Annotated in this window: 13 protein-coding genes, 3 tRNA genes and 1 CRISPR repeat array; of the genes, 7 read left to right on the forward strand and 9 right to left on the reverse strand. The window is 72.9% G+C overall.

Annotated features, from left to right (window positions below):
• Positions 1–41: 41 nt before the first annotated feature.
• From cas7e to cas2e, 5 genes are read left to right on the forward strand one after another with little or no spacing between them, the layout of a single operon-like run.
• The gene (gene cas7e / locus ACH4OW_RS02320) at positions 42–1256 is read left to right on the forward strand and encodes a type I-E CRISPR-associated protein Cas7/Cse4/CasC (protein WP_398024267.1); all 1215 of its coding nucleotides are present in this window, start codon (positions 42–44) and stop codon (positions 1254–1256) included.
• The gene (gene cas5e / locus ACH4OW_RS02325; RefSeq protein WP_398024269.1) at positions 1253–2017 is read left to right on the forward strand and encodes a type I-E CRISPR-associated protein Cas5/CasD; all 765 of its coding nucleotides are present in this window, start codon (positions 1253–1255) and stop codon (positions 2015–2017) included. Before cas7e ends, cas5e begins: the two co-directional genes overlap by 4 nt.
• Entirely contained in the window at positions 2017–2739 is a 723-nt protein-coding gene (gene cas6e / locus ACH4OW_RS02330; protein ID WP_398024271.1) for a type I-E CRISPR-associated protein Cas6/Cse3/CasE, read from the forward strand. Before cas5e ends, cas6e begins: the two co-directional genes overlap by 1 nt.
• On the forward strand, positions 2736–3674 hold the full coding sequence (cas1e, locus tag ACH4OW_RS02335) for a type I-E CRISPR-associated endonuclease Cas1e (RefSeq protein WP_398024273.1): 939 nt from the start codon (positions 2736–2738) through the stop codon (positions 3672–3674). The genes cas6e and cas1e overlap by 4 nt, the downstream gene beginning before the upstream one ends.
• Positions 3671–4036 carry a type I-E CRISPR-associated endoribonuclease Cas2e gene (cas2e, locus tag ACH4OW_RS02340; protein WP_398024275.1) on the forward strand — a complete coding sequence of 122 codons (366 nt, stop codon included), beginning with the start codon at positions 3671–3673 and terminating at the stop codon, positions 4034–4036. The genes cas1e and cas2e overlap by 4 nt, the downstream gene beginning before the upstream one ends.
• A gap of 128 nt (positions 4037–4164) precedes the next feature.
• Positions 4165–4498: direct repeats of the CRISPR family, unit length 29 nt; unit sequence GTGGTCCCCGCGCGTGCGGGGCTGTTCCC.
• Positions 4499–4754: 256 nt separating this feature from the next.
• Here the strand turns inward: cas2e and ACH4OW_RS02345 are convergent.
• The 3 genes from ACH4OW_RS02345 to ACH4OW_RS02355 form a co-directional block, all read right to left on the reverse strand.
• A tRNA-Ile gene (locus tag ACH4OW_RS02345) sits at positions 4755–4831 on the reverse strand.
• A 180-nt stretch (positions 4832–5011) separates the two neighbouring features.
• Positions 5012–5084: transfer RNA gene (locus ACH4OW_RS02350), tRNA-Asn, on the reverse strand.
• Positions 5085–5089: 5 nt separating this feature from the next.
• Positions 5090–5162 (reverse strand) — tRNA-Asn (locus ACH4OW_RS02355).
• A gap of 262 nt (positions 5163–5424) precedes the next feature.
• Here ACH4OW_RS02355 and ACH4OW_RS02360 point away from each other — a divergent pair.
• Both ACH4OW_RS02360 and ACH4OW_RS02365 read left to right on the forward strand, forming a co-directional pair.
• Positions 5425–5724 (forward strand): YtxH domain-containing protein, encoded by a 300-nt coding sequence (locus tag ACH4OW_RS02360; RefSeq protein ID WP_360122059.1) that lies wholly within the window; start codon positions 5425–5427, stop codon positions 5722–5724.
• A 95-nt stretch (positions 5725–5819) separates the two neighbouring features.
• Entirely contained in the window at positions 5820–7259 is a 1440-nt protein-coding gene (locus ACH4OW_RS02365) for an FGGY family carbohydrate kinase (RefSeq protein WP_360122062.1), read from the forward strand.
• 18 nt (positions 7260–7277) lie between these two features.
• Here ACH4OW_RS02365 and ACH4OW_RS02370 read toward each other — a convergent pair whose 3' ends face one another.
• From ACH4OW_RS02370 to ACH4OW_RS02395, 6 genes are all read right to left on the reverse strand, one after another.
• A complete protein-coding gene (locus tag ACH4OW_RS02370) occupies positions 7278–8468 on the reverse strand; it encodes an RNA polymerase sigma factor (RefSeq protein WP_360122065.1) in 1191 nt (396 codons plus the stop codon).
• A gap of 125 nt (positions 8469–8593) precedes the next feature.
• Entirely contained in the window at positions 8594–10507 is a 1914-nt protein-coding gene (gene dnaG, locus ACH4OW_RS02375) for a DNA primase (protein ID WP_360122068.1), read from the reverse strand.
• Between the two features lie 113 nt (positions 10508–10620).
• Positions 10621–11613: a threo-3-hydroxy-L-aspartate ammonia-lyase gene (locus ACH4OW_RS02380; RefSeq protein ID WP_398024279.1), complete on the reverse strand. Its 993-nt coding sequence runs from the start codon at positions 11611–11613 to the stop codon at positions 10621–10623.
• A gap of 98 nt (positions 11614–11711) precedes the next feature.
• Complete coding sequence (locus ACH4OW_RS02385; protein ID WP_360122074.1) at positions 11712–12995, reverse strand: FAD-dependent oxidoreductase; 1284 nt, start codon at positions 12993–12995, stop codon at positions 11712–11714.
• 313 nt (positions 12996–13308) lie between these two features.
• On the reverse strand, positions 13309–14640 hold the full coding sequence (locus tag ACH4OW_RS02390) for a deoxyguanosinetriphosphate triphosphohydrolase (RefSeq protein WP_398024281.1): 1332 nt from the start codon (positions 14638–14640) through the stop codon (positions 13309–13311).
• Entirely contained in the window at positions 14637–15440 is an 804-nt protein-coding gene (locus ACH4OW_RS02395) for a sirohydrochlorin chelatase (protein WP_398024283.1), read from the reverse strand. Before ACH4OW_RS02395 ends, ACH4OW_RS02390 begins: the two co-directional genes overlap by 4 nt.
• Between the last annotated feature and the right edge of the window lie 203 nt (positions 15441–15643).

Here is a 15643-nt window from a genome sequence, read left to right on the forward strand (position 1 = left end):
CGTACCCGTCCCACTTACCAGCGCCAGAACGGAAGACCTCGATGAGCCGCACGATTCTCGACATCCACATCCTCCAGACCGTCCCGCCGAGCAACCTCAACCGCGACGACACTGGAACCCCCAAATCCGCGCTGTACGGCGGGGTACGGCGGGCACGGGTCTCCAGCCAGGCGTGGAAGCGGGCCACCCGCAAAGCCTTCAACGATCTGCTGCCCCCCTCGGAACTGGGCGTGCGCACCAAGAAGGTCGCCGAGGTGCTGGCTGAGCGGATCACTGCTCTTGCTCTGGCGATGGATCCGGCCCACGCCGTCGACCTGGCCGCCGAGATGCTGCGGACGGCGACCGGCTCCAAGATCGAAGTGCCCAAGCGCAAGGCGAAGGACGACCAAGCCGAGGCGCAGGAGGCGAACGGCGCGGCGCCGGAATCCTCGTACCTGATGTTCCTCAGCACTTGCCAGCTCGACGCGCTGGCCGCCCTGGCCGTCGAACTGGACACCGGCGACGGCCTCAAGAGCTTCCAGGCGGCGCTGAAGAAGAAGGAGAACAAGGCTGCGGCCCAGCAGGCGGTCGACACCCGGCACTCGGTGGACATCGCGCTGTTCGGCCGGATGGTCGCCGACTCCACCGACCTGAACGTGGAGGCCGCCACCCAGGTCGCCCACGCGATCAGCGTGCACAAGTCCGAGATCGAATCCGACTACTACACCGCGGTCGACGACAAGAACAAGGAATCCGAGATGGGCGCCGGGATGATCGGCTCCATCGACTTCAACTCCGCCACCCTCTACCGCTACGCCGCCGTCGACGTCGACGAGCTGCACCGCACCCTGGGCACCGGACTCCGCACGGACGAGGCACCGTCGACTCCCGCGCAGAAGGCGGTGGGTGCCTTCCTCGAAGGGTTCATCACCTCCCTTCCCACCGGGAAGATCAACACGTTCGGCAACCACACCTTGCCGTCCGCCGTGATCGTCAAGCTCCGCACCCGCCGCCCCGTCAGCTTCGTCGGCGCCTTCGAACAGCCGGTCTCGCAGGGCGCGAACGGCGGCTTCCTGGAGGAGGCGTGCGAGCGCCTGGGAAGCTATGTGCCGCAGCTGGAGAAGGCGTTCGGCGTGCCGGACGGCGAGCGGAGCTGGGTCCTGCGGGTGGGCGGGGAAACCCAGGCCCTCAAGGACCTGGGCACCAGTGTCACGCTGGCGGAACTGGTCAAGGACGTGGAGGCCGCCGTCGCCAGGCGTCTGGAGACCGGCGTATGAGCGTGCTGCTCCTGCGGCTCGCCGGCCCGCTGCAAGCCTGGGGCTCCGCGGCCCGCTTCGCGCGCCGCAGCACCGAAAACGCCCCGACGAAAAGCGGCGTGCTCGGCCTGCTCGCCGCGGCCCAGGGCCGCCCGCGCCAGGCGGACCTCTCCGACCTGGCCGCGCTGCGCTTCGGCGTACGCATCGACCAGCCCGGCTCCCGGCTGCGCGACTTCCACACCGCCCACCACGCCGACTCCGGCAAGGCCATGCCACTGTCCGAACGCTTCTACCTGGCCGACGCCGTCTTCGTCGCCGGACTCGAAGGCGACCCCCAGCTACTGCACCAGCTCTATGAAGCGCTGCTGTGCCCCCGCTATCTGCCCTACCTCGGCCGCCGCTCCTGCCCCCCGTCCCAGCGGCTCGACATGGGCCCGCCGCGGGACACCCCCCTGGAAGAGGCCCTGCACCGCGCCGAATGGCAGGCATCGGACTGGTACGTGCGGCAGCTCCAGCGCACAGCCGAACGCGACACCACGGCCGGGCCGGAAGTCCTGGACGTGCTCGTCGACTGCCCGCCCGGAGACGTGCCCGACTTCTCCCTGCGGGACACGCCCGTCAGCTACGACCCCCACCACCGCCGCTACGCGCTGCGCGGCATCCGCAGCACCCAGGCCACCGCCGTGCACCGCACCACGCCTCCGGCTCATGATCCGACCGCCGGACTTACCCCCCTCCCCCTCGGGACGCCGACGACCACCCCGCCTTCGAGGACCACCTGATGTACCTGACCCGCTTTCGCGTCAACACGGGCCGCACCGAGGCCCGCCGGCTGCTCGGCTCACCCCACCTGATGCACGGCGCCGTCAACATGGCCTTCCCCGACCGTCCGCCCCAGGATGGCCAGGGCCCGCGCATCCTGTGGCGCGTCGACCGCACCTCCCCGGCGGAGACCACCCTGTTCATCGTCAGCCCCACCCGCCCGGACCTGACCCACCTCGTCGAACAAGCCGGCTGGCCCACCCTGGAAACCCCCGGCTGGACCACCTTCGCCTACGGCGAGTTCCTCGACGCCCTGGCAGACGGGGACACCTGGGGCTTCCGGCTGACCGCCAACCCCGTCCACCACATCCGCCAGCCTCAGGACGCCCCAGGCGCGCGCACCAAGCGCGCCGCCCACGTCACCCCCCGCCACCAAATGCAGTGGCTGCTCCAGCGCCAGGAGAAGGCAGGCTTCGAAATAGTGCCCAAGCCCGCCGACCGCCAACTGACCGAGCACGGCGACGCCTACGAGCTGATCGTGCGCGACCAGCAGCCGCTGCAGTTCCGACGCCCCCCGGCCAAACAGGCCGGGCAGGACGTCCGCTTGACCCGGGTCACCTTCGACGGCCGGCTGCGCATCACCGATCTCGTCGCCTTCCGCCGCACCCTCACCCACGGCCTGGGCAAGTCCAAGGCGTACGGCTGCGGCCTGATGACGCTGGCCGCGGCAGGCGGCCGATGAGCACCGTCAGCCGCCGCAGCGCCTCCACCCCACGCCAGCTGGCCCGGGTCGGCGACCGGCTCTCCTTCATCTACCTGGAGCGGTGCACCGTGCACCGCGACGACAACGCCATCACCGCCACCGACACCGACGGCACCACCCACATCCCCGCCGCCACCATCGGCACCCTCCTGCTGGGCCCCGGCACCCGCATCACCCACCAGGCCATGTCCGTCCTCGGCGAATGCGGCGCCGGCGTGGTCTGGGTCGGCGAGCACGGCGTCCGCTTCTACGCCGGCGGCCGCGCCCTGACCCGCTCCTCGGCCCTGGCCGAAACCCAAGCCACTGCCTGGGCCAACCGTCGCACCCGGCTGGAGGTGGCCCGCGCCATGTACCGCCTGCGCTTCCCCGACGAAGACCCCGCAGGGCGCACCCGCCAGGACCTGCTGTCCATGGAAGGCCGCCGCCTCAAAGACTGCTACCGCCGCGAATCCGCCCGCACCGGCGTCCCCTGGATCCGCCGCGACTACCACCGCGACAACTTCGCCGCCGGCGACGCCCCCAACCAGGCCGTCACCGCCGCCGCACAATGCATGTACGGCATCGCCCACGCCGTCGTCACCGCCCTGGGCTGCTCCCCCGCCCTGGGCTTCGTGCACTCCGGCCACGAACGCTCCTTCGTCCTGGACATCGCCGACCTCTACAAGACCGACATCGCCATCCCCGCCGCCTTCGACGCCGCCGCCGACGGCCTCGACGACGTGGCCTCCCGCACCCGCCGGGCCCTGCGCAACCGCATCACCGACACCGGCCTCCTCGACCGCTGCGTCAACGACATCAAAACCCTCCTCCACCACGACGACACCTCCGACCACCAGGACCGTGTGACCCTGCAATCGGACGGCGACACCCACTTGGAAAGCGGCCGCAACTACAGCGACGAGGTGCTGTGGTGACCGTCATCATCCTCGCCAACTGCCCCGCCGGTCTGCGCGGCTTCCTCACCCGCTGGCTCCTGGAAATCTCCCCCGGCGTCTTCCTCGGCTCCCCCAGCGCCCGCATCCGCGATCTCCTGTGGGACGAAGTCCGCCAGTACTCGGACAAAGGCCGCGCCCTCCTCGTCCACCAGACCGACACCGAACAAGGCTTCACCTTCCGCACCCACCACCACGCCTGGCACCCCACCGACCACGAAGGACTCACCCTCCTGCACCGACCAGCCCCCCGAGCCACCCCACCGGAAGCAGGGCGCCCACCCCAGCCACCCAAACAAAACTGGAGCAAAGCCGCCCAACGCCGCAAATACGGCCGCCGGTGACCACCCCAGCCCTCACCCCGCTTAAACGGAGCAGCCCACTGACGCCCGAACAGATGCCCGTTATGCCGGAATCCCTGGAAGTAAGTAAAAAGCCTTACCTCGCCTGACAAACCCGCTGGTCACGACCTGTGGCCCCCGCGCGTGCGGGGCTGTTCCCTTTGGAAGCATGGGGACACGGCACCCAGGAACGTGGTCCCCGCGCGTGCGGGGCTGTTCCCCGGACCGTAAACCGGATGCTGGAGGCCGGTGGGTGGTCCCCGCGCGTGCGGGGCTGTTCCCTGGCCCGCTGTGCCGCCCCGGTAGCGCTTCCAGTGGTCCCCGCGCGTGCGGGGCTGTTCCCTTCGCCGGGTCCGCGATGACCGGGACCGCGTCGTGGTCCCCGCGCGTGCGGGGCTGTTTCCGAGGAGCGGGCGAAGGCCAACGCGGCGAAGGCGTGGTCCCCGCGCCTGCGGAGCTTTGATGGCGGCGAGAGGCGCTCGGTGCAGGTGGGGGTGAGCGAGGGGGGAAGGGATGGGGGGCCTTCTGCTGCGGCCGTGGGGGGATTGGCTACTACTTCCACCCCGGCGCCGCCCCGAAACCCCAGGTCACCAGGGCCCCGGAACCTCGGCCAGGCCGCGCGAGCCTGCGTTTGCCTTACCGCGCCGAGGCAAACGCCTCACGCAAACGACCTCTTCAACCACGTTTCCGCAGGTCACATCGTTTCTGCACAGCAGTGCAGTGGTGGGGCGGGTGGGACTCGAACCCACGGCCGACGGATTATGAGTCCGCTGCTCTAACCGGCTGAGCTACCGCCCCGAAACGGCGCGCCGCGCACATTTGTGCGCGCCGTCTGCCGCAGCATAGCCGCTCATACGATCTGTTGCGCGGGTGGGTCCCCGATGGGCCGCCATGCTCGTCCAAGAGGACTTGGATCACCGGGTGTTCGGTTCCACCGCACAGGAAAAAGGACCCCCGTGGGGGTCCTCTTCCGTCCTGCTCCCCCGACTGGACTCGAACCAGTAACCCTCCGGTTAACAGCCGAATGCTCTGCCAATTGAGCTACAGGGGACCGAGCTCCCCCGACTGGACTCGAACCAGTAACCTGCCGGTTAACAGCCGGCTGCTCTGCCAATTGAGCTACAGGGGAATGCTCTGTGTGCCTCGAATGCACTCCGATCCGGGGGCTCCGGTCGGCGTGCGCTCGCTGCTGCACATACATTAGCGCAAGCAGGGGGGTGCTCCGCCAATCGGTATGCCGGCGCGGGTCCCGGATGATCTTCTGGTCCGTGGGTACGCGGGCAGCACGGACCGGCGGGCCCGTGCACGCGCACTCCTGTACGCGCACCCCTGTACGCGGGCCCTGCACAGCGCGCGAGCGAGACCGAACGAGAGGGAGAGGTGGAGCGACGATGCGCTACCGGCTGACGTTCATCACGGGACTGGCCATCGGATACGTGCTCGGTACCAAGGCGGGCCGGGAGCGGTACGAGCAGCTCCGCAAGGGTGCCCGGCGGATCGCGCAGAACCCGGCGGTCCGCAACACCGCGGAGTCCGCCGCGCTCGGCGGCCGCGAGGTGGCGGCCAAGGCGTTCGACACGGTGTCGGCGAAGGTCGGCGACCGGATGCCGGGCCCGGTGGCCGAGCGCATCCGCTCGCTGCGCGAGCAGCGCGGCGGCAATGACGACGACTGGGGTACGAGTAACACCTGAGCCGAGCTGGGAGGCATGACCCGGGCCGGGCCCCCTGTTACGCGGTCCGGCCCGGGCGCCCGCCGCGTCCCGTCCATGGGGCATCATCTGGGGGCATGGGGATAGTCGCCGGGCTGGACAGTTCGTCCGAGAGCACACGGATCGTCGTCTGCGACGCGGACACGGGTGCCGTCATCAGGCAGGGGTACGCGCCGCACCCCGCCGAAAAGGGACACGAGATCGACCCGCAGGCGTGGCTGATGTCACTCGGCGAGGCCGCGGGCAACGGGCTCCTGGAGGGCGTGCAGGCGATCGGGGTGTCCGCGCAGCAGCACGGGGTGCTGCCGCTGGACGGCGACGGCGCCCTCGTACGGGCCGCGCTGGTGGGCAACGACCGGCGGGCGCAGAGCGCGGCGGCCGACCTGGTCGACGCGCTCGGCGGGCGGGCCGCCTGGGCGCAGGCCGTCGGCGCCGTCCCGCACGCGGCCCAGCCGCTGACGAAGCTGCGCTGGCTGGCCAGGAACGAGCCGGCGAACGCGGCGCGGGTCGCCGAGGTCCTGCAGCCGCACGACTGGCTGGTGTGGCAGCTGCTGGGGCGGCCGGCGCGGCGTACGACGGACCGGGGCGGGGCCTCGGGTACGGGCTATTGGTCGGCGGCGACCGGCGCGTACCGGCCGGATCTGGTGGAGCTGGCGCTCGGGCACCAGGTGCGGCTGCCGGAGGTGCTGGGTCCTTCCGGTACGGCCGGGTTCACCCCCGAGGGGCTGCTGATCTCCGCGGGTACGGGCGAGACGATGGCCGCCGCCTTCGGGCTGGGGGTCGGCGCGGGCGACGCGGTGGTGTCGCTGGGCGCCTCGGGTTCGGTCTTCGGCATCCACCACGAGGCGCCGGCGGACTCCACCGGGACGATCACCTCGTTCGCCGACGCGACGGGCATGTTCCTGCCGGTGGTGCACGTGAGCAACGCGGTGCGGGTGCTGCGTGGCACGGCCGAGATGCTGGGCACGGATCTGGCGGGCTTGTCCGAGCTGGCGCTGAAGTCCACGCCGGGCTCGTACGGGATGGTGCTGCTGCCGTACCTGGAGGGCGAGCGGACGCCGCACCTGCCGCACACGGCGGGGTCGCTGCACGGGCTGCGGCGCGAGAGCATGAAGCCGGAGCACCTGGCGCGGGCGGCCTTCGAGGGCATGCTGTGCGGGCTCGCGGACGCGCTGGACGTGCTGCGCGGGCGCGGCGTCGAGGTGCGCCGGGTGTTCCTGCTGGGCGCGGCCGCCGAGCTGGGCGCGGTGCAGGCGGCGGCTCCCGGGCTGTTCGGGGCGCAGGTCGTGGTGCCGCAGCCGGCGGACTACGCGGCGCTGGGTGCGGCACGGCAGGCGGCCTGGGCGCTGGGCGCTGCGCACGGCACGCTGCCCGCGCACGAGCCGCCCCGCTGGCCCGCCGCGGCCAGCCAGGTTTTCGAGCCGGGCGAGGACCTGCCGGTCGGGCAGGCGGTGCGCCAGCAGTACATCGCGGTGCGTGAGGAGAGTTACGCGGGGGCGTTCCTGTCCGCCCCGTGAGCCGGAACGGTGCGTCGACTAGTCCAGGTAGCCCCGGAGTTGGTCGGCGAAGGCGTGGTCGCGGAGCTTGTTGAGGGTCTTGGACTCGATCTGGCGGATGCGTTCGCGGGTGACGCCGAAGATCCGGCCGATCTCCTCCAGGGTGCGGGGGCGGCCGTCGACGAGGCCGTACCGCAGCTGGACGACCTTGCGCTCGCGTTCACCGAGGGTGGAGAGCACCGCTTCGAGGTGTTCGCGTAGCAGGAGGAAGGCGGCGGATTCGACGGGGGACGCGGCGTCGCCGTCCTCGATGAGGTCGCCGAGCGCGACGTCGTCCTCCTCGCCCACGGGGGCGTGCAGGGAGACCGGCTCCTGGGCGAGCCGCAGGACCTCGCTGACGCGTTCCGGGGCCAGGTCGAGCTGGGCGGCGACCTCTTCGGGCGTGGGCTCGTAGCCACGCTCCTGGAGCATCCGGCGCTGTACCCGCACGACCCGGTTGATCAGTTCCACGACGTGCACCGGGACGCGGATCGTGCGGGCCTGGTCGGCCAGCGCGCGGGACATGGCCTGGCGGATCCACCAGGTGGCGTAGGTGGAGAACTTGTAGCCGCGGGCGTAGTCGAACTTCTCCACGGCGCGGATCAGCCCGAGGTTGCCCTCCTGGACGAGGTCGAGCATGGTCAGTCCGCGGCCGACGTAGCGCTTGGCGACGGAGACGACCAGGCGCAGGTTGGCCTCGATGAGGCGGCGCTTGGCCATCCGGCCCAGGACGACCAGTTTGTCGAGGTCAAGGGCGAGTTGGGAGTCCAGGTCGGTGGCGAGGCGCAGCCGCTCCTCGGCGAACAGGCCGGCCTCGACGCGGCGGGCCAGTTCGACCTCCTCCACCGCGGTGAGCAGCGGTATCCGGCCGATCTCCCGCAGGTACTGGCGGAAGAGGTCGGAGGAGGGGCCGCCCGCCTCGGGACGCGGCGGCGGCTCCGGGGCGATCTCCTCCACGAGGATTTCGGGCGCGGGCGGCTCGGCCTGGTGCGGCACGGTGGCCGCGGCCGGCGCGTCGGCGAGGGTCCGGGTCTGCACGGGGGCGACCTCCAGTGTGATCGCTGCTGAGGCGGCAGAAAGGTCGGGACCGTCTGCGGCCGAGCCGCTGTCCGTCCCGTACGTCAAGAGCGGTTCCGCGGGGGATTCCGGTTCCGTACGCCCGGACCCGCCGCGCTCCGTGGACTCAGGCACCGCTCCTCAGTGTGGAGTACGACACATGCCCGCCACGAGGGGCGTGCGGGCACTTTTTGGGTCCGTACGGTGACCGTGCGGCTACGGCGGGGTGGGTACCGGCCGGGCGGGGGCCGCGGGCGCGCCTACAGCGCCGCGTAGCCCCGTTCGCGCAGGGACTGGCCGTACTGCTGGAGGACCCACAGCTCGTTCTGGACGGCGGCCAGGTGCTGGGGGTCGGCGTTGGGGCCGAGGCGCTGGAGGGCGCCGCGGATCTCCGTGACGCGGCGGTTGACGGCGGCGAGCCGGACGGCCACCAACTGGACGCCTGCGTACGCCTCGTCCGCGTCGCGGCGGGTGTGCAGCGGCTCCACGGCCAACTCGGTGACCATGGCGCGGACCGTGTCGTCGGGGGCGGCCTCGCGGACCCGGGCGAGGTAGGTGTTGTCGCCGGCGGCGGACAGCGCGCCGCCGGCCTCCTCGATGCAGCGGCGCACGGTGGCGTACGGGGGCGCGGTGAACTCGTCGGCGCCGTACGCGTCGAAGGCCGGCGAGACCAGGTCGGGCCGCTGGAGGGCCAGCTTGAGCAGCTCCCGCTCGACGCGGTGGGCGGGGCTGCGGAGGTTCAGGGCGGGGCCGCGGGGGCCGGGCGGCGGCTGGACGGCGTCGGGGGCCTGGGCGGGGGCGCGGCGGCCCGTACGGCCCTGGTCCTGGCCGTCCCGGCCGCGCTCGCGGGCCCAGCGGGCGAGCTGGCCGACCCGGCGGACCACGAACTGGGTGTCGAGGATGCCGAGCATGCCGGCGAGCTGCACGGCGGACTCGTGCTGGATGGAGCTGTTCTTGATGTTGGCGACGATGGGCGCCGCCTCGTCCAGGGCGGCGGCGCGGCCGACGGTGGTGTCCAGGTTGTGCCGGGAGACGACGTGCCGCAGCGCGAACTCGAAGAGCGGGGTGCGGGACTCGACCAGGTCGGCGACGGCCGCGTCGCCCTTGGCCAGGCGCAGGTCGCAGGGGTCCATGCCGCCGGGGGTGATGGCGATGGAGGTCTCGGCGGCGAACTTCTGGTCGTCCTCGAAGGCGCGCAGGGCGGCCTTCTGGCCGGCCGCGTCACCGTCGAAGGTGAAGACGACCTCGGAGCCCGCGTTGTCCATCAGCAGCCGGCGGAGGATCTTGATGTGGCCCTCGCCGAAGCTGGTGCCGCAGGTGGCGATGGCGGTGGTGATGCCGGCGAGGTGGCAGGCCATGACGTCGGTGTAGCCCTCGACGACGACCGCGCGGCTGGTCTTGGCGATCTCCTTCTTGGCCAGGTCGATGCCGTACAGGACCTGGGACTTGCGGTAGAGGGGGGTCTCCGGGGTGTTCAGGTACTTGGGGCCGTTGTCGTCGTCGCGCAGCTTGCGGGCGCCGAAGCCGACGACCTCGCCGGCGATGTCGCGGATCGGCCACATCAGGCGGCCGCGGAAGCGGTCGATGGGGCCGCGGCGGCCGTCCTGGGAGAGGCCGGAGAGGATCAGCTCCTTGTCGCTGAAACCGCGGCCGCGCAGGAAGCGGGTGAGGTGGTCCCAGCCGGCCGGGCTGTAGCCGACGCCGAAGTGCCGGGCGGCGGCCTGGTCGAAACCGCGCTCGGCGAGGAACTTGCGGCCGATCTCGGCCTCGGGGCTGTCCAGCTGCTCGGCGTAGAACTGGGCCGCCACCTTGTGGGCCTCGACCAGGCGGGTGCGCTCGCCCTGCTGGCGGCCCGGGGTGTAGCCGCCCTCCTCGTAGCGCAGCGTGATGCCGGCCTGGGAGGCGAGCCGTTCGATGGTCTCGGCGAAGGAGAGGTGGTCGAGCTTCATGATGAAGTCGACGACGTCCCCGCCCTCCTGGCAGCCGAAGCAGTGGTAGAGGCCCTTGGCGGGGCTGACGTGGAACGACGGGGACTTCTCGTCGTGGAAGGGGCACAGGCCCTTGAGGTTGCCGCCGCCCGCGTTGCGCAGCTGGAGGTACTCGGACACGACGGCGTCGATCGGGACCGCGTCCCGCACCGCCTTCACGTCGTCATCGTTGATCCTGCCTGCCACGCCTGAATTCTACGGGTGGGGTACGACAGTCCCGTCCGGGCCCGCCCGGTGATCATGAAGTCCGGGCGGGCCCGGGCGGTTGGCGGGCGCCGGCCGCCCGGCGTGCCGCCCGCTCAGGCCATCAGCTCCAGGAAGCGGTCCAGGCCGACGTTGCCGCCGGAGACCACCACGCCGATCCGGCGCGGCAGCGGCTCGACGGCCCCGGCCAGCAGGGCGGCCAGCGCGCTCGCCCCGCTGGGCTCGGTGACGATCTTGAGCCGTTCGAAGGCCAGCCGCATCGCCGCCCGGATCTCGTCGTCGCTCACCAGGACCACCGATTCGACCAGCCGCCGGTTGACGGCGAAGGTCAGCTCGCCCGGCTGTTCCACGGCCTGCCCGTCGGCGATGGTGCGGGGCACCGGGATGCGCACCCGCTCGCCGCCGGCCAGCGAGCGCCTGGTGTCGTCCCCGGCCTCCGGCTCGACGCCGATCATGCGGATGCCGGGCGACAGCGCGGTGGCGGCGACGGCCGAGCCCGCGATCAGGCCGCCCCCGCCGACCGGTACGACCAGCGCGTCCAGCGGGCCGGTCTCCTCGATCAGCTCCCGCGCCGCGGTGCCCTGTCCTGCGATGACGTGCGGGTGGTCGTAGGGCGGGATCAGGGTCAGGCCGCGCTCGGCGGCGAGCCGCGCGCCGATGTCGGCCCGGTCGCCGTTGTAGCGGTCGTACGTGACGATCTCGGCGCCGTACCCGAGGGTGGCGTCCTTCTTGGAGCGCGGCGAGTCCTCCGGCATGAGGATGACGGCGCTGCTGCCCAGCTCGCGCGCGGCGAGCGCGAGCGCCTGGGCGTGGTTGCCGGAGGAGAACGCCGCGACGCCGCGCGCCAGCTCCGCCCGCGACAGGCGCGAGACGGCGTTGTAGGCGCCGCGGAACTTGAACGCGCCGGCCCGCTGGAAGTTCTCGCACTTGAGGTGCACCTCGGCGCCGACGAGGGCGTCGAGGGTGCGGGAGCGGAGCACGGGCGTGCGGTGGGCGACGCCTTTGAGGCGGGCGGCGGCGTCCTCGATGTCGGCGGGCGTGACGACGTCGGCGGGCGTGCCGGGGTCGGTGGGCGTGGTGGGCGGCATGGTCGGCTCTCCCTGGCCTTCGGCTGCGGTTCGGGTGTCCTCGGTCGAAGGCCGGGCCCGCCGCGCGGGCCCGGCCCCGGTCCTGCCGGTCCTCCGGCTCAGAGCAGCGAGTCCAGCGGGACCTCCGGGTCGGCCAGGGCGTTCGGGTCCAGGACCCGGCCGGAGCGGATGAGCTGCTGGATGGGTCCCGTGACGTCCCACATGTTGACGTTCATGCCCGCCAGGAGCCGGCCCTGGGACAGCCAGAAGGAGATGAACTCGCGCTTGCCGACGTCGCCGCGGCAGACGACCTGGTCGTACGAGCCGGGCGGCGCGTAGCCGGAGTACTCCAGCCCGACGTCGTACTGGTCGGAGAAGAAGTAGGGGATGCGGTCGTAGGTGACGTCCTGGCCGAGCATGGCGCGGGCGGCGGCGGGGCCGCCGTTGAGGGCGTTGGCCCAGTGTTCGACGCGCAGGGCGGTGGGCTCGCCGTCGTCCCCGTCGCCGGGCGGCAGGGAGTACGGGAAGGCGGCGACGTCGCCGGCGGCGTAGATGTGCGGGTCGGAGGTGCGCAGCGCGGCGTCCACCGCGATGCCGCCGCCGTGCGCCGGGCCGATCAGGGTCAGCCCGGCCTGCTCGGCGAGCGCGGTGCGCGGCGCGGCGCCGATCGCGGCGAGCACGTCGTGGGCCGGGTGCTCCTCGCCGTCGTCGGTGCGCGCGGCCAGCACCACGCCGTCCTGGCCGGCGATCTCGGTGAGGCGGGCGCCGAAGTGGAAGCGGACGCCGTGCTCGCGGTGCAGGTCGGTGAAGAGGCTGCCCAGTTCGGGGCCGACGACGCTGTGCAGCGGGGTCGGCTCGGGCTCGACGACGGTCACCTCGGCGCCGTACGAGCGCGCGGCGGCGGCGACTTCGAGGCCGATCCAACCGGCGCCCGCGATGACGAGGTGGCCGTTGTCCCGGCCGAGGGAGCGCAGTACGCCGCGCAGCCGCTCGGCGTGCGCGAGCCGCCGCAGGTGGTGCACGCCGGCCAGGCCGGTGCCGGGGACCTCAAGGCGCCGCGGCTCGGAGCCGGTGGCCAGCAGGAGCTTGTCGTACGCGATGAGGGTGCCGTCGCCGAGCCGTACGGTGCGGGCCGCCGGGTCCAGGTGGACGGCGGGCTGGCCGAGGTGGAGTTCGATGTCGGCGCCGGCGTACCAGGCGGGCTCGTGGACGAAGACGCTGTCGCGCTCCTCCTTGCCGAGCAGGTAACCCTTGGAGAGCGGGGGGCGCTCGTAAGGGTGGTCGCGCTCGTCACAGATCAGTATCACCCGGCCGGTGAAGCCTTCCGCACGCAGGGTCTCGGCGGCCTTTGCCCCGGCCAGGCCACCCCCGACGATGACGAACGTCTGGTGTGCGTCGACCACTTGCTTCCTCCTCGCTGCGGCGCGGTGCGTCCGCGTCCGTGAACGCCCCCGGTCGTGTCCCCGTTGTACCCCCGCAGTGCTTCCCCCGCGTGCTGTCCGCGCGGCCGGCCGCGTGTCCCCCACCCGGACGCGCGCCGGGGTATGTCATACCGCGTTCCGCGGTCGGACGCCCCGTGGTGCCCCTGTTTTGTTCCCTCGTTCGAAACACTCAAGCCCGAGCGTCCCGCACCCGGCGTGCCGCGGGAAGAGGGCCGGGTTACCAGGGGTCGCACCGGTCCCGTCCATGATGGCCCCACACCGTCGGTGCCCCAGGTCAGCGGGTACCGGGCGACCGGGTGAGCCGGGCGTGCAGGGAGCGTGCCGTGGCGTCCGTGAGGGCCGCGATCTGGTCGATCAGGGCCCGCATCCTGGCGGTGTCGTCGCCCGCCGCCTCGGCCTGGTCGTACAGCGCGCGGAACTGCGGGTCCAGGCCGTCGGGGGCACGCGCGATCAGTGCCTCGGCCAGTTCGGCGATGACGATGCGCTGCTCGGCCCGGAGCGCTTCCTGATCGGGCCTGCGCATCACGTACCGTTCCGCGACGGCCTTCAACACGGCGCATTCCAGCCGGGTTCCGTGCGGCACGACGAGCCGGGCGCGGTGCCGGGTGCGGCGCCCCTCGCCCCACGCGGCGCGGGTCGCGGTCTCGGCGGCGAGGCAGAAGCGGCCGATGAGCTGGCTGGTGGCGTCTTTCAGGCGGGCCTGGGCGACGGCGGTGCCGTCGTAGTTGTGCGGCCACCACACCTGGTCGAGCAGGCGGTCGAGGGCCGCGCCCAGTTCCGCCGGGTCCGCGCCGGGCGCGTAACGTCCCGCGGCGATCGCGAACACTTCGGCACGTTCGGGCTCGGCGAGCAGGCAGTTCGGGTCGAGGTGGCCGGCGTGCAGGCCGTCCTCCACGTCGTGCACCGAGTACGCCACGTCGTCGGCCCAGTCCATGACCTGCGCCTCGAAGCTGCGTGCGGCCTCGGGCGCGCCCTGCCGGAACCAGGTGAAGACCGGCAGGTCGTCCTCGTACACCCCGAACTTGGGCGAACCGGGGTCGGTGGGGTGGGCGCCGCGCGGCCACGGGTACTTGGTCGCGGCGTCCAGGGCGGCGCGGGTGAGGTTGAGGCCGACGCTGACCGCCGTGCCGTCCGCGTCGGGCACGAACCGTTTGGGTTCCAGGCGGGTGAGCAGCCGCAGCGACTGGGCGTTGCCCTCGAAGCCGCCGCAGGGCGCGGCGACCTCGTTGAGCGCCTGTTCGCCGTTGTGCCCGAAGGGCGGGTGGCCCAGGTCGTGGGCGAGGCAGGCGGTCTCGACCAGGTCGGGGTCGCAGCCGAGCGCGGCGCCGAGTTCGCGGCCCACCTGGGCGCACTCCAGGGAGTGGGTCAGGCGGGTGCGGGGGCTGGCGTCCCACAGGTGTTCGGTGGTGCCGGGGGTGACGACCTGGGTCTTGCCGGCCAGCCGGCGCAGCGCGGCGGAGTGCAGCACCCGGGCCCGGTCGCGCTGGAAGGCGGTGCGTCCCGGGCGCTTGTCGGGCTCGGCGACCCAGCGTTCGGTGTCGGCCGCGTCGTAACCCGTACCGTCGTGTCCCGCTTCGCGGCCGGCCGTCGTTCGTGTGCCCGTCATACCGTGACGGTAGCCGCCCTGGTGGGGTCCCGGTCGCAGGTGGTACGGGCGGCGAGCGCCCGGTCGTAGCGGTGCAGTACGAGTTCGGCCAGTGCGGGGTGGTCGCCGAGCGGCGCGGCGGCGGGCCCGGGAGCGGTGGCGGCGCACTGGGCGGCGAAGCGGCCGGGCGCGGTGAAGCAGGAGGCGAGGGCCGGGCGGTGGTGGCCGCGTGCGGCGAGGGCGCGCAGCGCGGCGGGGACGGAGAGCGGGCTGCCGGCGGGCGCCGAGGCGTAGGCCGGGAGGACGGGTACGCCGCCGAGCCGTGCGGACAACAGCCGCGCCGTACGGGCCGTGTCGGCGGCCGACTCGGGCGCGCGGGACCCGGCGGCGGCCAGCACGACGGCGTCGGGGCGCCGGGCCCCGGCCTCGCGGAGGCGGGCGTGCAGGGCTTCGGCGAGCAGGGGGTGCGGGCCCAGGGGCGGGGCCAGGTGCGCCGTGAGGTGGGGCGCGCCGGTCAGCGCGGCGGGGATGTCGTGGGCGACGTGGTGGCCGCGGGCGAGCAGCAGCGGTACGACGACGGCCGTGCCGCGCAGCCGGGCGAGCATGTCCGGGAGCAGGGGTTCGTCGAGTTCGATGTGGCCGAGGCGGACGGCGAGCCCGGGGCGCAGGCGCCGTACGCGGTCCAGGAGGGCCGTGACGGTGCGCAGCGCGGCGGGGTCGCGGCTGCCGTGCGCCACCGCTACGAGGGTGGGCGCGCGGTGCGGGCGGGGCAGACCGTCCGGTCCGGTCAGGGCGGGCCGGCTGCTGAGCCGTGTGGTCATGCGGGGAGCCTGGCAGCCGGGCGTTGCCGGGCCGTTGCGGGGGCGTGTCGTCCGGTTACCGGGCGCTGTCGGGCCGCGGGCCGGGCACGTGAGGTGCGGTCCCGGTGCGGGAGGTGCGGTCCCGGTGCGGGAGGCGCGCTCCCGGTCTCCTCACCCGCCGGGTGCGGGCGCCGTGAGGCACCCTTGTCCGGCCCGTAACGTCG

The sequence above is a fragment of the Streptomyces sp. NPDC017056 genome (genome assembly GCF_044332485.1).
GTDB lineage: Bacteria > Actinomycetota > Actinomycetes > Streptomycetales > Streptomycetaceae > Streptomyces.

What these genes read in the sequence shown, in the direction of transcription:
- cas7e (WP_398024267.1), top strand. Translation starts at nt 42, where the DNA reads ATGAGCCGCACGATTCTCGACATCCACATCCTCCAGACCGTCCCGCCG.
- ACH4OW_RS02390 (WP_398024281.1), bottom strand. Translation starts at nt 14,640, where the DNA reads ATGACGGGCACACGAACGACGGCCGGCCGCGAAGCGGGACACGACGGT.
- cas5e (WP_398024269.1), top strand. Translation starts at nt 1,253, where the DNA reads ATGAGCGTGCTGCTCCTGCGGCTCGCCGGCCCGCTGCAAGCCTGGGGC.
- ACH4OW_RS02395 (WP_398024283.1), bottom strand. Translation starts at nt 15,440, where the DNA reads ATGACCACACGGCTCAGCAGCCGGCCCGCCCTGACCGGACCGGACGGT.
- cas1e (WP_398024273.1), top strand. Translation starts at nt 2,736, where the DNA reads ATGAGCACCGTCAGCCGCCGCAGCGCCTCCACCCCACGCCAGCTGGCC.
- cas6e (WP_398024271.1), top strand. Translation starts at nt 2,017, where the DNA reads ATGTACCTGACCCGCTTTCGCGTCAACACGGGCCGCACCGAGGCCCGC.
- ACH4OW_RS02365 (WP_360122062.1), top strand. Translation starts at nt 5,820, where the DNA reads ATGGGGATAGTCGCCGGGCTGGACAGTTCGTCCGAGAGCACACGGATC.
- ACH4OW_RS02380 (WP_398024279.1), bottom strand. Translation starts at nt 11,613, where the DNA reads ATGCCGCCCACCACGCCCACCGACCCCGGCACGCCCGCCGACGTCGTC.
- ACH4OW_RS02360 (WP_360122059.1), top strand. Translation starts at nt 5,425, where the DNA reads ATGCGCTACCGGCTGACGTTCATCACGGGACTGGCCATCGGATACGTG.